The 15,222-nt window shown below is 63.6% G+C and carries 14 protein-coding genes and 1 pseudogene; 4 read left to right on the top strand and 11 right to left on the bottom strand.

The window, feature by feature from the left end; translation table 11 throughout:
• Positions 1-385: 385 nt before the first annotated feature.
• Together G7009_RS07470 and G7009_RS07475 are read right to left on the bottom strand one after the other, a co-directional pair.
• On the bottom strand, positions 386-1,750 hold the full coding sequence (locus tag G7009_RS07470; RefSeq protein ID WP_181129275.1) for a GTPase/DUF3482 domain-containing protein: 1,365 nt from the start codon (positions 1,748-1,750) through the stop codon (positions 386-388).
• Positions 1,743-3,122: a DUF2868 domain-containing protein gene (locus G7009_RS07475; protein WP_181129276.1), complete on the bottom strand. Its 1,380-nt coding sequence runs from the start codon at positions 3,120-3,122 to the stop codon at positions 1,743-1,745. Before G7009_RS07475 ends, G7009_RS07470 begins: the two co-directional genes overlap by 8 nt.
• A gap of 75 nt (positions 3,123-3,197) precedes the next feature.
• Here G7009_RS07475 and G7009_RS07480 point away from each other — a divergent pair, with 75 nt between their 5' ends.
• The gene (locus tag G7009_RS07480; RefSeq protein ID WP_181129277.1) at positions 3,198-3,716 is read left to right on the top strand and encodes a dihydrofolate reductase; all 519 of its coding nucleotides are present in this window, start codon (positions 3,198-3,200) and stop codon (positions 3,714-3,716) included.
• A gap of 59 nt (positions 3,717-3,775) precedes the next feature.
• Here the strand turns inward: G7009_RS07480 and G7009_RS07485 are convergent, their stop codons facing one another.
• The 3 genes from G7009_RS07485 to ilvD all read right to left on the bottom strand — a co-directional run bounded on the left by G7009_RS07485 (position 3,776) and on the right by ilvD (position 7,941).
• A complete protein-coding gene (locus G7009_RS07485; protein ID WP_181129278.1) occupies positions 3,776-5,167 on the bottom strand; it encodes an L-cystine transporter in 1,392 nt (463 codons plus the stop codon).
• 444 nt (positions 5,168-5,611) lie between these two features.
• Positions 5,612-5,980: a hypothetical protein gene (locus G7009_RS07490; RefSeq protein WP_181129279.1), complete on the bottom strand. Its 369-nt coding sequence runs from the start codon at positions 5,978-5,980 to the stop codon at positions 5,612-5,614.
• Between the two features lie 119 nt (positions 5,981-6,099).
• Positions 6,100-7,941 (bottom strand): dihydroxy-acid dehydratase, encoded by a 1,842-nt coding sequence (gene ilvD / locus G7009_RS07495; protein WP_181129281.1) that lies wholly within the window; start codon positions 7,939-7,941, stop codon positions 6,100-6,102.
• A 968-nt stretch (positions 7,942-8,909) separates the two neighbouring features.
• Here ilvD and G7009_RS07500 point away from each other — a divergent pair.
• Together G7009_RS07500 and G7009_RS07505 are read left to right on the top strand one after the other, a co-directional pair.
• Complete coding sequence (locus G7009_RS07500; protein WP_181129282.1) at positions 8,910-9,185, top strand: hypothetical protein; 276 nt, start codon at positions 8,910-8,912, stop codon at positions 9,183-9,185.
• 111 nt (positions 9,186-9,296) lie between these two features.
• Positions 9,297-9,485, top strand: a pseudogene (locus G7009_RS07505) (DUF3077 domain-containing protein); the annotation flags it as partial.
• 81 nt (positions 9,486-9,566) lie between these two features.
• Here the strand turns inward: G7009_RS07505 and G7009_RS07510 are convergent.
• The 4 genes from G7009_RS07510 to choX all read right to left on the bottom strand — a co-directional run bounded on the left by G7009_RS07510 (position 9,567) and on the right by choX (position 12,982).
• The gene (locus tag G7009_RS07510) at positions 9,567-10,040 is read right to left on the bottom strand and encodes a thioesterase family protein (RefSeq protein ID WP_181129284.1); all 474 of its coding nucleotides are present in this window, start codon (positions 10,038-10,040) and stop codon (positions 9,567-9,569) included.
• 10 nt (positions 10,041-10,050) lie between these two features.
• A complete protein-coding gene (locus tag G7009_RS07515) occupies positions 10,051-11,016 on the bottom strand; it encodes an L-carnitine dehydrogenase (RefSeq protein WP_181129286.1) in 966 nt (321 codons plus the stop codon).
• Positions 11,017-11,034: 18 nt separating this feature from the next.
• Positions 11,035-11,919 (bottom strand): BKACE family enzyme, encoded by an 885-nt coding sequence (locus tag G7009_RS07520; RefSeq protein WP_181129288.1) that lies wholly within the window; start codon positions 11,917-11,919, stop codon positions 11,035-11,037.
• A 118-nt stretch (positions 11,920-12,037) separates the two neighbouring features.
• A complete protein-coding gene (gene choX, locus G7009_RS07525; protein ID WP_181129290.1) occupies positions 12,038-12,982 on the bottom strand; it encodes a choline ABC transporter substrate-binding protein in 945 nt (314 codons plus the stop codon).
• Between the two features lie 152 nt (positions 12,983-13,134).
• Between choX and G7009_RS07530 the strand changes: the two genes are divergently transcribed.
• Positions 13,135-14,100, top strand: a complete 966-nt coding sequence (locus G7009_RS07530) for a GlxA family transcriptional regulator (RefSeq protein WP_181129292.1) — start codon at positions 13,135-13,137, stop codon at positions 14,098-14,100.
• On the opposite strand, the gene G7009_RS07535 is transcribed toward G7009_RS07530, so the two are convergent.
• Both G7009_RS07535 and G7009_RS07540 read right to left on the bottom strand, forming a co-directional pair.
• Complete coding sequence (locus tag G7009_RS07535) at positions 14,080-14,499, bottom strand: DUF3010 family protein (RefSeq protein WP_181129294.1); 420 nt, start codon at positions 14,497-14,499, stop codon at positions 14,080-14,082. The genes G7009_RS07530 and G7009_RS07535 overlap by 21 nt on opposite strands.
• Before the next feature lie 26 nt (positions 14,500-14,525).
• A complete protein-coding gene (locus G7009_RS07540) occupies positions 14,526-14,927 on the bottom strand; it encodes a lysozyme inhibitor LprI family protein (protein WP_181129295.1) in 402 nt (133 codons plus the stop codon).
• Between the last annotated feature and the right edge of the window lie 295 nt (positions 14,928-15,222).

The following is a 15,222-nucleotide window of genomic DNA, read 5'->3' on the forward strand; positions in this document are numbered from 1 at the left end:
CAGCTAGGTACATGCCGTTTGGATGGTTTGATGCTCTCGGATCGAGCGCCGTACGCGCAGCATCGAGTGGTTCGGTATTGCGGCTTGATCCGATGCTCCTCAGTTAATGAAAAGCATTGCAAATGCCCAGGCTCTTCAGCTGCTGAAATCTCCTGTGAAGTTTATGGCCTGTCGCGGGTCAAGCCCGCTCGCCACCTTGCGCACACACCTTGTGGTGAGCGGGCTTGACCCGCGAACAGGCCATAAGCTTCATAAAAGGCTTGAGAGAGAATAAAAGCATGGCACTAAAAAATGAATGTTCTTGATCAAAGGCAGTGGGCAAGCTGAAGTGCTGGGCATTCCCGATGCCCCACGAGCTCAAGAACGCTTCAAGATCAGGCATCCTCTAAAGCTGCGCCACAAGCCCCTCCAGCTGCTCCTGCCGCTCCGCCTGGTTCAGCCGGGCGCCTGGATTGAGCGATGACCACTGCGGATGCGCGCGTGCCTTGCTCAATGCCTCGGGCAGCTTGCCCTTGCGCCAGGCCTGATCCTGCGGTTCGGGCAACTGGATGCTCTCTTGCGCGGCATGTCCGCGGCTGTCCAGAGCCTGCATCAATTGCTGCTGGCGCAAGGCGAGCAGGCGCAGCACGCCGTCGTCGACAGTCAGTTCGCGCTGGCCCTTGAACTTGCCCATCAATCGCGAGCCGTAATTGCGCGCGGTTTGCAATGCGCCGCCAGCCAGAGCCCCAGCGAGGGCGGCCGCGCCCAAGGTGAGGCCGCCCACCAGCAGGTCGACACCGGCCCCGGCCGCCGCACCCGCGGCTACGCCACTGCCTAGTCGTACACCCATCAGTTTGAGTGTCTCGGGATTGAACAGGTCATCGCCCCAGCGTCCGTCGAGCAGCGGCAGGTCACCGGGGCGGGCATCCTCGCGGCGGAAGGCGTACAGCTTGAGCAGGGCTTCGACACAACGCTGTTCCCGCTGGCGCACGTCCTGGCGCAGGGCTTCGATAGCCTTGGCTTCGGCAACAGGCTCGGACTCGACACTGCGCCGACAGGCGGCACAATCGAGAAGCAACTCGGCGATCAGACGCTTGCCGCTGCGCTGGCGCGCCAGACGCTGCGCCTGTTGATCATCGATCAGTCGCTGCAGGGCGGGGCGGGCGTTTTCCAGCAGCAGGGCCAGGCTTTCATAGAGACGACGCTCGCCATCCTGCGGCGGTGCGACGCTGTCGAAGCGCACCAGCGCGTGCAACCCCAGCCGGGCCAGGGCATCACGCCACTCGGGCTCGCGATGCTGGCTGCTGGCGACGAAGTTGAGCACAGGCAGCAAGGGCCTGCCGCAGCCGGCGAGCACTTCCAGTTCATCGCGGTACTTGGCCAGCACGGGCTCGCGAGCGTCGATCACATAGAGCCCCGCATTGCTGGACAGCAACTGACGCAGCACCTTGGCTTCCTGCTCGAATCGCTGGCGGGCCTCGCTGCCTTGCAGGAAGCGCTCCAGGCGGGCCGGGCCATCCAGTCGCTCACCCGGCCGCTCGAGACGCTCCAGATGATCGAGCAGAGCGATGGCATCCTCCAGGCCAGGGGTGTCATAGAGCTCCAGCAATGGCTCGCCGTCGACCGACAGGCGTGCACCTTCCACATGCCGGGTAGTGCTGGGACGGTGGGACACTTCACCGAAACCTACATCGCGAGTCAGTGTGCGCAGCAGCGACGTCTTGCCTACGTTGGTATGGCCGACGACGGCCAGTTTGAGGGGCTCAGTCATGGCCATGCTCCAGCCAGTCCACGGGGGCGGCATCGACGTGGACCAACCCCAGTCGATCGAGGGCGTGACGCCAGTCACCGAGGCGCGCGGCGTCCAATGCTTGCCCGGGCACCGCCCCCAGCAACCAGACACGTGTGGCGCCGGCGTTGCGTGCCAGCTCGGCAAGCAGCGCCAGGCTGCCGCGGTCTGGCGAACGACGTGGGTCGCAGGCGATGGCCAGGCGCGCGGGAGGGAACCGGCTTAACTGTTCCAGTAGCCTGTTGCGCGATTCGCGGCTGTCCAGCACACCCGCGTCGCTCACGCTCGGGGGAATCTGCGGTGGCCAAGGGCGCTGGTCGTCCAGCTCCAGCCCCACGAGCACGGCGCCATGGTTCGCGTCGCCGGATTGTCCGGTCATGACCGACGGCAGCGCGTCCGGGGCGGGATCCTGCACGCCGATACGCTCGCTGCTGGGCATCAGTACATCGCGCAACTGGCTATAGCCCGGCAAGCCCGTATCCAGGACAAGCCGCTGGCGGCCTCGGCGCCAACGGCCCAGGCACAGCAAGGCCAGCAACAGACGCGGTAGCAAGCCATACACCAGGACCACGCCCAACAACCAGCTGGCCCAGGCCTGACGCGCCGTTTCGAGCACAGGCCCGGAGGCGCCACTGGCGCGGATCATGGCCTCGTCGGGCGTGACGAAACCCAGCAGCGAGGGCAGGCTGCCCAGGGTCTGGGTCAGGTCGATGAAGGGTCCGGCCCCAAGCAGGGTCGTTTCCCAGACAAAGCCGTAGCGCCGCGTGGCCAGCAGCGCCAGCAGCATGACCAGCGCGGTGGAGAGCGCCAGCAGCCAGAGCGCATGGACCAGCAGACCCAGTAGCCAGCGATCGAGCCGCTGACGTTGCAAGAGTACGAGCAGGGCGGGCGCCAGGTGCGCGGCCTTGGCATCGCGGGCGAAGCGCTCGCTCAACCACAGCCACAAACGGCCGAGCCCGGTGCCGTTTTCATTGACGAGAACCAGGCCTGCCGCCCAGCCAAGCAGGAGCAGAAGGTTCAAGCCCAGCAGGCTGCCCAGTGCCCAGAACACATTGACCGGGCGTTGTCCGTCGCCGAGCGCCGCAAAGGCCAGGCCGGCGCCACTGAACAGTGCCATGACGGCAAGCGCCAGCAATGCCAGGCGCGCGCCTTGCTTCCAATGCCTGAGCGCGGCGCTCATGCCATCGCGCTCGGCCAGCCACAGCGCTCGCGACTCGATCCGGTCAGCCAGATCGCCTCCTTGCTGGCGGGCACGGCGGTTGGCTTCCTGATCTTCCAGCGGGCCGGCATGTTCCTCGCGCAGACGCACCGCTTCGGTGAGCCAGCGCTTGTCGAGTTGAGTCAGTCCAGTCACAGGGGCTTCCGTCGAACAAGTCAGCCCACAGCATAACCCAGGCACCGCACCGCGGCCTTTGCTATCCTCGCGGGCATGACGACATCACTTCCCTTAAGCCTGATCGCGGCCCTCGCCGAGAACCGCGTGATCGGCATCGACAACAGCATGCCCTGGCACCTGCCGGGGGATTTCAAATACTTCAAGGCGACAACCCTGGGCAAGCCGATCATCATGGGCCGCAAGACCTGGGACTCGCTGGGTCGGCCGCTACCGGGACGGCTGAACCTGGTGGTCAGTCGCCAGGAGGGCTTGCAACTGGAAGGTGCGGAGGTCTTCGACTCGCTCGAAGCGGCCCTACTGCGTGCGCAGCAGTGGGCAAAAGAGCAGGGTGTCGATGAGCTCATGCTGATCGGCGGCGCGCAGCTTTATGGTCAAGCCCTTGAACGCGGCCTGGTCAGCCGCATGTACCTGACCCGAGTCGAACTCGAGCCAGAGGGAGACGCTTGGTTTCCCGAGTTCGATCAGGCCCGGTGGCAACGCACTTCGTGCCAGCCGCAGGCAGCCGAGGATGGCAAGCCCGCGCACCGCTTCGAGGTCTGGGACAAGCGCTGAAGCGCTCTATGCGGTAGCAGGAGCGCCATTGCGGCGCCCCGCGAGACGATCGAAGTCCTTCAGGACTGGCTCAACTGGGCATGTCTATCGGCTTGCAGCACCTCATGGTCAGTCTGCTTGAGCAACTGGCTGGTCACTACCCCGGCGGTCATCGACCCGCTCACGTTCAAGGCCGTACGCCCCATGTCGATCAGCGGCTCCACCGAGATGAGCAACGCGACCAGTTCCACCGGCAGGCCCATGGCGGGCAGCACGATCAGCGCCGCGAAGGTCGCGCCGCCGCCGACACCCGCGACGCCCGCCGAGCTCAGGGTGACGATGGCGACCAGGGTCGCGATCCAGAGAGGATCGAATGTATCGATGCCTACCGCTGGCGCCACCATCACGGCAAGCATGGCTGGATAGAGACCGGCGCAACCGTTCTGGCCGATAGTCGTACCGAAGGAGGCAGAGAAACTGGCGATCGACTGGGGTATGCCCAAGCGTTGCGTCTGGGCCTCGATATTCAGCGGGATGCTGGCTGCGCTGGAGCGGCTGGTGAAGGCGAAGGTCAGCACCGGCCAGACCTTGCGAAAGAAACGCAGCGGGCTGACGCCAGTGGCTGCGAGGATGGCTCCGTGGACCATGAACATCAGCGCCAGGCCGAGGTAGGAAACCATCACGAAGCTGCCCAGTTTGAGGATGTCCTCGAGGTTGGAACTGGCCACGACCTTGGCCATCAAGGCCAGTACGCCGTAGGGAGTGAGCTTCATCACCAGGCGCACCAGACGCATCACCCAGGCCTGCAGGACATCGATGGCCGACAGGGCACGTTGGCCCTTTTCGACGTCATCCTTGATCAGTTGCAAGGCGGCAAGCCCCAGGAATACTGCGAAGATCACCACGCTGATGATCGACGTCGGCTTGGCCCGCGCCAGGTCGCCCACGGGGTTGCTGGGGAGGAACGATAACAGCAGTTGCGGAATGTTGAGATCGGCGACCTTGCCGGCGTAGTCGCTGTGGATCGCCTGCAGACGGGCGGTTTCCTGAGCTCCCGCGACCAGCCCTTGGGCGGTAAGCCCGAACAGGTTGGTCAGGGCAATGCCGATCAGCGCGGCGATGGCGGTGGTCAGCAGCAAGGTGCCGATGCTCAGTACGCTGATACGACCGAGCGAGGAGGCGTTGTGCAGCCGCGCCACCGCGGCGAGAATCGAAGCGAAGACCAACGGGATGACGATCATCTGCAGGAGTTGGACATAGCCATTGCCGACCAGGTCGAGCCAGCTGATGGTCGCTTTCAGCGTTGCGCTGCCAGCGCCATGGATGGCGTGCAGCGCGGCGCCGAACAGCACGCCGAGGACCAGGCCCAGCAAGACTTTCTTCGCCAGGCTCCAGTCGGTATGGCGAGTCTGCGCCAGGCCTAGCAACAAGGCCAGGAACGCCAGCAGGTTGAGTGACAACGGCAGGTTCATTCAAGCTCCAAGATAAAGCGAACAGGGCATCGCTTTCACGCGATCTGGAGCGAAATGCTAACAGGGTGAAAACCCACGGACCTAGAACCAAATGGAATTTGGCTAGATGACTCTGGACGCCTGCGAGGCGCAAACGCAGCGGTTGGCCCAATGCCAGTCAGTCAAGGAGGAAAATTGATCTTCACGTGCTGAAGCTTTTTCTTTCGGCTTTCAAAATATTCTTTGATGCTGATGGCCTCATCGCGGGACAAGCCCGCTCGCCACTGGGAATGTACCGCGCCTCGGTGGCGAGCGGGCTTGTCCCGCGATGAGGTATCAGCATCCAAAAATTTCGAGCGCCACCCAATAAGCTTTGGCATGTAAAGATCGAATATTTTCCTCAACTGACTGGCATTGAACGGTTGGCTTAGCCAGGCGGCCCGATCAGCTTTGCCCGCCCGGCTTTCAAGGTGTATGGATCGTGATGACGTAAACACCCGCTTCGATCTCATGGCCTTGGACGTCGACTATTTTGTAAGACCAGGACGGGTTGCGCTCGGCTTGCGCATGCATGGCTTTCAAGTTGGGTGCGGCAAGACTTGAACCGGCGGATTCAATAGTCAGGCGAGGGATCCTTGCTTGTGCATCGAGGCTATTACCCGTCGATCCAGGACAATCGCTGATTTCCAGCCTGCCTCGATCGGCCTGCCAGGCCGTGGTGCAGATATCGATGATCATGCCTTGGAAGCGCAGCCTATTCTCGGCTTGAATTGACGGCACCGCGAGGAAATTGCAAACCGTAGCAGTTGTAAAAAGCTTGGTGAGCCTGTTCATCGGGTCTACTCACTGTAGGAATTCCAACCTGCAGTGTGAGACGGACGTCCTGCCAGAGCTGTGAAGCCGCGCACAAAAAACCGGCGCACAAGGCGCCGGTTCGGTGTTTCAGAACGGTCCTACAGACCCTCGAGCATGGCCTTGTTGCGCACCGCACCCTTGTCGGCACTGGTCGCCAGCAGGGCGTAGGCCTTGAGGGCAGTGGTGACCTTGCGAGGACGTGCCTCGACCGGTTTCCAGCCTTTCTTGTCCTGCTCGATACGGCGATGCGACAGCTCCTCGTCGCTGACCAGCAGGTTGATCGAACGATTGGGAATGTCGATCAGGACCTTGTCGCCATCGCGCACCAGGCCGATCGCGCCGCCGGCGGCCGCCTCGGGCGAGGCGTGGCCGATCGACAGGCCCGAAGTGCCGCCGGAGAAACGGCCATCGGTCAACAGCGCGCAGGCCTTGCCCAGGCCCTTGGACTTCAGGTACGAAGTCGGGTAGAGCATTTCCTGCATGCCCGGGCCACCTTTCGGGCCCTCGTAGCGAATGATCACGATGTCACCGGCCTTGACCTCGTCGGCAAGGATGCCGCGTACGGCGCTGTCCTGGCTTTCGAAGATCTTCGCGTTGCCTTCGAACACATGGATCGACTCGTCGACGCCGGCGGTCTTCACCACGCAACCGTCCATGGCGATGTTGCCGTACAGCACGGCCAGGCCACCTTCCTGCGAATAGGCATGCTCGAAGCTGCGGATGCAGCCGTTGGCGCGGTCGTCGTCCAGGGTGTCCCAGCGGGTCGACTGGCTGAACGCGGTCTGGGTCGGGATACCCGCCGGGCCTGCCTTGAAGAACTCGTGCACGGCAGGGTCGTCGGTCTGGGTGATGTCCCACTTGGCGATCGCTTCCTCCATGCTCGGGCTGTGCACGGTCGGCAGGTCGGTATGCAGCAGGCCGCCGCGGGCCAGCGAGCCGAGGATGCTGAAGATGCCACCGGCGCGGTGCACGTCTTCCATGTGGTACTTCTGGATGTTCGGCGCGACCTTGCACAGCTGCGGCACCTTGCGCGACAGGCGATCGATGTCGCGCAGGTCGAACTCGATCTCGCCTTCCTGAGCGGCGGCCAGCAGGTGCAGGATGGTGTTGGTCGAGCCGCCCATGGCGATGTCGAGCATCATGGCGTTCTCGAACGCCTTGAAGTTGGCGATGCTGCGCGGCAGCACGCTGGTGTCGTTGTCGCCGTAGTAGCGCTTGCACAGCTCGACGATGGTGCGGCCGGCCTGCAGGAACAGCTGTTCGCGGTCGCTGTGGGTGGCCAGGGTCGAACCGTTGCCCGGCAGTGCCAGGCCCAGGGCTTCGGTCAGGCAGTTCATCGAGTTGGCCGTGAACATGCCGGAGCAGGAGCCGCAGGTAGGGCAGGCGCTGCGCTCGTATTCGGCGACCTTCTCGTCGGACGCGCTGGAGTCGGCGGCGATGACCATGGCGTCGACCAGGTCCAGGCCATGGCTGGCCAGCTTGGTCTTGCCGGCTTCCATCGGGCCGCCGGAGACGAAGATCACCGGGATGTTCAGGCGCAACGCGGCCATCAGCATGCCGGGGGTGATCTTGTCGCAGTTGGAGATGCAGACGATGGCATCGGCGCAATGGGCGTTGACCATGTACTCCACGGCATCGGCGATGATCTCGCGGCTCGGCAGCGAATAGAGCATGCCGTCGTGGCCCATGGCGATGCCGTCATCGACCGCGATGGTGTTGAATTCCTTGGCCACGCCACCGGCGCGTTCGATCTCGCGGGCGACCAGCTGGCCCAGGTCCTTCAGGTGCACATGGCCGGGTACGAACTGGGTGAACGAGTTGGCGATGGCGATGATCGGCTTCTTGAAGTCGTCATCCTTCATCCCGGTGGCACGCCACAGGGCACGGGCGCCGGCCATGTTGCGGCCATGGGTGGAAGTCTTGGAACGGTAATCAGGCATGAAGCACTCCTGGCGGCTGAATCAGGTCACAAAAAGGGGAGTGAGCTTCTCTTGTCCTTTGTGCCGAAGGCCGGTTGCCGCTGGCACGGATGAGGCCGAAACACCGCGGGATCGCCGCATGCTCGGCCAGAGCTCATAAACCCGCCGGGGGATGTCTGGCGATGAATAGGCCGATTCTACACCCCTGACGCGAGGAAGGAATGACGTTATAGATGGCTGGCGGGCCGAGTGCCTGATTTTGCGCGCCCGGCATTTACTCGATGCCTGTGGCGCGACCTGGTCCTTTGTAGGAGCTGGCTTGCCGGGACGCCGGACCGCCTGCGATCGAGCCCAAAGGGCTCGCCTGGCAATGCTGTAGCTTCTACCACCTCGGTGGTTGTGGATACGCAGATTGGCTGCGCTCGATATAACCATCACTACCGTGCCAGGTGAGAGTTCTTTATTACCAGGCGAGCCCAAAGGGCTCGATCGCAGGCGGTCCGGCGTCCCGGCAAGCCAGCTCCTGCCGGATGCCGTGTAAGCCAGAACATCGGTGTTATACCCAGTTTCTCAGGTGTGCATGGACCCTGTAAGAGAGCTTCGCATGCGCCATAGAATCTCCTGCGGAGTGGGAGCGGGTTTCATCCTTCGCAAGTTCAGTAGCACCCGGTACTTCATCATCCATAGCGGCCTGACGGCCTCGAAAAATTTCAGAGTTCTAGACTTTGGGAAGTATCCCACGCGCTCTGCAGACCTTTCCGTGTTGTAGGAAAGGTTCATCAGTCTAGTTTCCTGGGGTCGTCATGTCGGCGATCGGGTGTGAGAGCCCGCTTCTAGACCTGATGGCAGCTTTGTCATGGCAGCCGTGCGCGGGCAGACTTCGGTCTGGCCGGGTTCCTAGGTCTCCGGTCTCTCACCCCGCGTATGGCTGCCACCCAATCCTGTGAGAGGGAATGGGGACAGCTCCTGTTCGACCTAGGAGTTTCGCCATGAAAAGATCGTCTCCGATCCTCCGCGCGCCACCACCCCCCCGCAAGATCATCCGCGCCCCGTATCTCACTATCCACTGCAGCCTGACGCCTTCGGACTCCCTGGCCTACGCCAGCGAGCTGCTAAGCGATATCTTCGAGACCACTGACGGCTATCGCCATGCCAACGAGCCGAGACCGAGCATGCTGGCCGATGTACTGCGTTCGGCCGAAACGGCCAAGGCGCTGATCGAGCATGCCCTTGCCAAGCTGCAGGCCTCTGAGCGTCAAGAGTGATGGCATGAACGAAGCTCCAAAGGCCCAGAGAGCCAAGACGGTCGGCATAACGGGTTTCATCAGGACCCTGGACCCGCCGATGGAGCTGTTCCGCATCAACCCAGGTGTCCATTTGACTATGCGCTGGAACAGGCTTCGACCCTGATGGGGTGCATACACAAGCTCGCCGGCGTTGTCGATGAAGATGGCCACATGATCTGGGCCGCCTATTACCTGAGCGGCCTTGCCAAGGCGATCCTCGCGGATGTGGAAGTAGGAAGGATGCGAGTCGAGCGAGAAGAGGGCGGTCTGAAAGGCTAGAGCGTGCAGTGCCACCTCGCTCCAGTCTCTCAGGAGAAGGCTGGAGCGAGGCGGTGCAGTGCAGTGCAGTGTCGGCCTGCTTCAGGCCACTGGCAGCCCTATCACCCGCCCGATACAAGCGGCGGGCGGCAGGTCTTGCTGTTGCTCCTTCAACTCCCGCAAGCGCTGGATGCTCGGCGCACTGAACGGCGTCGACCTCGGTCCTGCCAGATCCACGTGCAGCAGCATCTGTTCACTGGCCGCCAGGGGCTCTTCGAACCCCGTCCGGTGGAGGCTGTGGTACAGGTGCAGCCGCTTGCGATCGAAGCCCAGGATCTGCGTCTGCACCCACACCTCCGTGCCGAGCTTCACCTCATGCAGGTAGTTGATGTGCGCCTCCAGGGTAAATAGCGAGGTGCCACTCTGGCCACGGGTGTCGGCGTCCAGGCCGATGCGCTCCATCAGCGCATCGGTGGCGTAGCTGAAGATCAGCAGGTAGAACGCATCGCGCAAATGCCCGTTGTAGTCGACCCAGTCTTCCTGGATCGACGCGCGGTAGGTCATCAGTGCCGGCATCGCTATCACCTCAATCGCCAAAGGACATGCCGTGGCGGGCTTTGCTGTCCTTCACCGCGGCCATGACCGCCAGCAGCGTGTCATCACGGTAGCGCTCCAGCGCGGCGATGCTGCGTTCGCCCTGCTGTTCGCGAGTCCCTTCGACCACTTCGTCGATCAGCCGGTCGGTGAGCTGCGGCGCTGGCAGGTAGGTCCAGGGCAATTGCAGGGCCGGACCGAACTGCTGCATGAAGTGACGCATGCCGGCATCGCCACCGGCCAGGGTGTAGGTCAGGAAGGTGCCCATGAACGACCAGCGCAGGCCGGCACCGAAGCGGATCGCGTCATCGATCTCGCCGGTGGTGGCCACGCCGTCATTGATCAGGTGCAGCGCCTCGCGCCAGAGCGCTTCGAGCAGGCGGTCGGCGATGAAGCCGGGGACTTCCTTGCGGACATGCAAGGGGCGCATGCCGAGGGCGGCATAGATGACTTTCGCCGCCTCGATGGCTTCGGGCGCGGTGCGCTTGCCGCCGACGATTTCCACCAGCGGCAACAGGTAGACAGGGTTGAAGGGATGGCCCACCACGCAGCGTTCAGGGTGAGTGGCGGACTCGTAGAACTCGCTGGGCAGCAGGCCCGACGTACTGCTGGCGATGATGGCGTCGGGCCTTGCCGCGGCGCTGATCCTCGCGTGCAGATCCAGCTTGAGGTCCAGGCGTTCCGGGGCGCTTTCCTGGATGAAGTCGGCCTCGCGCACGCAGGCTTCGACAGTGTCCACGAAGCGCAGTCGATCCTGCGTCGCACCGGGCGCCAGGCCCTGTTTCTCCAGGGCTGACCAAGCGTTGGCGACACGAGTGCGCAGGGCCTGCTCGGCGCCGGGCGCCGGGTCCCAGGCGATCACATCCAGGCCATGGGCGAGGGCGCGGGCGACCCAGCCGCTGCCGATGACGCCACTGCCAAGCGCGGCGAAGGTCTTGATCTTGGTGATGAAGGGCATGTCGAGCTCCTGAAGGTTTCAGCGGCGCTTGAGGTTCATTTTTTCGCGACCCTCGGCCGGGGTGAGGACGCGGGCACCGAGGCGGCTGACGATCTCCACCGCGCGCTCGACCAACTGGCCGTTGCTGGCCAGGACGCCCTTGTCCAGATAGAGGTTGTCTTCCAGGCCGACCCGCACGTTGCCGCCGAGCAACACCGCCTGTGCCGCCATGGGCATTTGCATGCGGCCGATGCCGAAGCCGGCCCAGGTTGCGTCGAGGGGGAGGTTGTCGACCATGGCCTTCATGGTGGCGGTGTCGGCCGGCGCGCCCCAGGGGATACCCAGGCACAGCTGGAACAGCGGGTCGTGCAGCAGGCCTTCCTTGATCATCTGCTTGGCGAACCACAGGTGGCCGGTGTCGAAGATCTCAAGCTCTGCCTTTACGCCAAGCTCGGTGATGCGCCTTGCGCCGGCGCGCAGCTGGCTGGGGGTAGACACATAGATACTGTTGCCATCGCCAAAATTGAGGGTGCCGCAATCGAGGGTGCAGATTTCTGGCAGCAAGGCTTCGACATGGGCCAGGCGCTCCAGCGGACCGATCAGGTCGGTGCCGGGGCCGAATTCCATCGGCGTCTCGCCTGCGCCGATTTCCAGGTCTCCGCCCATGCCTGCGGTGAGGTTGACGATGATGTCGATGTCGGCCTCGCGGATGCGCTCCATGACTTCTCGATAGAGGCTGACGTCGCGGCTGAAGCGGCCGGACTGCGGGTCGCGGACGTGGCAGTGGACCACGGTGGCGCCAGCCTTGGCCGCCTCGACGGCGGCGGCGGCGATCTGTCGTGGGGTCACGGGTACCAGGTGGCTCTTGCTGGCAGTATCGCCGGCGCCGGTCAGGGCGCAGGTGATGATGACGTCGTGGTTCATGGCACACATCCTTGGAAACATGTCTGGGAGATCGGCGGTGTTCGCTTCGCGGGCAAGCCCGCTCCCACAGGGTCCGGTAACGAACCCTGGGCGAGTGTCTATTTCATAGCCGGGACGGTCAGTTGGCGGTGAGCTTGAGGTTGTCGGCAGCCGGCTTGCCGTCGAAGGTGGTTACCCCTTCGAGCCAGCGCGCCTTGTCCTCCGGATGGTCCTCGAGCCACTGGCGAGCGGAGTCGAGTGGGTCCTTGTGGTCGAGCAGCGGCTGCATCATGCGGCTCTCGTCCTCGGCGTTGAAGTTCAGGTTGGCCAGCAGGCGGTGAGCATTGGGGCAGCGTTCGGCATAGTCCGGGGCGGTCACCGTCCACACCGTGGCGCGCCCTTCTTCGGGGCCGAGAGCGTCCTGGCTGTCACCCAGGTAGACCATGTCGATGTTGACGTTCATCGGGTGCGGCGCCCAGCCGAAGAACACCACCGCTTGCTTGCGCCGCACGGCCCGGTCGACCGCGGCGAGCATGCCGGCTTCGCTGGATTCGACCAGCTGGAACTTGCCCAGGCCGAACTGGTTCTTGGCGATCATCGCCTTGATCTGCGTGTTGGCGCCCGAGCCTGGCTCGATGGCGTAGATCTTGCCGCCCAGCTCCTTCTCGAACTTGTGGATGTCAGCGAAGCTTTTCAGACCCTTGTCGGCCAGGTATCTGGGCACCGCCAGGGTTGCCCGCGCGTCTTCGAGGCTCGGCTTGTCGAGCACCTTGACCTGTTTGGCATCGACGAACGGCGTGATGGTCTTGGTCATGATCGGGTTCCAGTAGCCCAGGAACATGTCCAGGCGCTGGTCGCGAATGCCGGCGAAGATGATCTGCTGCGAGGCGCTGGTCTGCTTGGTCTGGTAACCCAGGCCGTCGAACAGCAGCTGGGCCATGGCGCTAGTAGCGATCACGTCGGTCCAGTTGACCACGCCGAGACGAACGTTCTTGCAGACCGCGGGCTCGGCGGCGAGCAGGGGAGTACTGAGGGTGGCGCTGATGACTAGCGTCAGCACGCTGCGGCGGATCAAGCTGTGCATGGTGGCTCCTCCAACGGCAGTACGTTCTTGTTATGGTGAGCGGCCTCTGCGGACCGTGCTGCCTAAGATACGCGGCCGACGCAGTGGAAAATCGCACGCTGGCGACCCAGACTAGCACTCAAGCGACCAGTCTCTTCGAGGATGCCCAGGCGATGTCCGACGCGATCCACTTTCTTCTGCTGCCCGGCTTTTCCGCGATGGGTTTCATTTCGGCGCTCGAGCCGCTGCGGGTGGCCAACCGCTTTCATGCCAGCCTGTACCGCTGGCGCGTGCTGAGCCTCGATGGCGGGCCGGTGCAGGCCAGCAATGGCATGTCGGTGAACGCCGATGCAGCGTTGGGCGCGGTGGAAAGAGGGCGCATGCTGCTGGTAGTGGCCGGTTTCGAGCCCCTGGCCGCTTTCACCTCGGCCTTGCAACAGAGCCTGCGCCGTCTCGACCATGACGGCGTGATACTCGGCGGCATCGACACCGGTGCCGTGGTGCTGGCAGAGGCTGGGCTCCTCGACGGCCACCGGGCGACCGTGCACTGGGAGGCGCTGGAGGCCTTCAAGGAAAGCTATCCCCGCCTGGAAGTGACCCAGGAGCTGTTCGAGATCGACCGGCGGCGAATCACCTGCGCGGGCGGCACGGCGTCGATCGACCTGATGCTCGACCTGATCGCCCAGGCGCACGGCAGCGAGCTGGCGGTGCAGGTCTCCGAACAGTTCGTGCTCGGCCGTATCCGTCCGCGCCAGGATCATCAGCGGATGCAGATCGCCGCGCGCTACAACATCAGCAACAAGAAGCTGGCGCGGGTGATCGGCGAGATGGAAGGCAATACCGAGCAGTTGCTCAATACGCAGGTGCTGGCCGACAGCGTGCAGGTCACGCGGCGGCAGCTGGAGCGATTGTTTCGCCTTTATCTGCGCGACACCCCGAGCGGCTTCTACCTGCGCCTGCGCCTGGACAAGGCGCGCCAGCTGCTGCGTCAGACCGACATGAGCGTGCTGGATGTGAGCCTGGCCTGCGGTTTCGAGTCGGCGTCCTACTTCACCCGCTGCTACCGAGCGCGCTTCGAGCGTTGCCCGCGGCAAGACCGGCGGGTGCCAACGAGCGTTTCAACGGCCTTTGAACAGTAGCGCGCAGGCGCTCTTGTAGGCCTCGTGCTGATACTTGTGCAGTGACGCGGGCGGCTCGATGGCGTGCTTGCGCACCTGCGCGCCGAGGGTTTGCGGTGAAAGCAGTTGCACCTCGCAGCCTTCGAGCAGCTGCAGGATGCCCTCGAGCTTGAAGGTCACCGGGCCACCGGCGAACTCACCCTTCTTGCCGCGCTTCTTGATCGCCACCTTGTCGATGTGGTGTTCGCGCACCAACGCCTGGATCTGGCGGGCGAAGGCCTTGACCTGGCCTGCGTCCTCGTCGTCCTCCAGGCCGAGCTTCTTGATCGCCGGCAGGACGTGGCGGGGCAGGCCTTCTTCAAGGGTGACTACTGCGAGCATCAGCTCGCTGCCTTTGATCTCGATACCGCAAATATTCATGGAACCTCGCGTTCAGTGGGCGGGTGTCATTGCTGACCGAGCGATTGCAGGTATTCGGAGCGGTCATCGCTGCGCTGGGCCAGGCAGGTATTCCAGGCCGCTTCGTAGGCCTTGCCGCCGGTGCCTTGGGCATACGTCTCGACCTTGCAGTCGGCCTCGCGCAACTGTGTCCAGAGCTGCTCGGCGGTTTGCAGCCGTGCCGTGAGCCCGGAAGCCTGGTCTGGGTCATCGGCATACTGGTCGGTGATGCGTTGCACCAGCTCATCATACGCAATCTTCAGCTCGCGCTCGGCGACCTGTCGGTTGAACGCGGCACAGGCGTAGGCCTGCGAATCGGTCTCGACGTTGTCGCACGGGGTGCTTTCTTCTTCGCCTGCCTGCGCGCCGGAGGCCAGTGCCAGCAGAACCAGCCATGCCATTGATTTCATCGGTGATCTCCGGGAGTGGGTGCTGATATCGCGGGGCGATTCTCGCTCAGGGACACACCAAGCGGTAGCCACCTGAAAAAAATGTCATCAACGGCGCGCAGGCGTGTCGCGCATGGATAACTCCACGCGCCAGCGAGAGTGACTCGCATCCCGAAGATGCCTGCTATCGCAACGGATTGGCCCTTTGACGCTTTCGGAGATTCGCCTGTCGTTTTTGCATCCGGCTCGTCGGCCGCTCAGGCATATGCTGGCCCCAAAGCGCCGACACAAGATTCGGCGCGGCCCAAGTCGATAA

Source organism: Pseudomonas capeferrum, assembly GCF_013523055.1.
In the GTDB taxonomy this organism is placed as follows: domain Bacteria; phylum Pseudomonadota; class Gammaproteobacteria; order Pseudomonadales; family Pseudomonadaceae; genus Aquipseudomonas; species Aquipseudomonas capeferrum_A.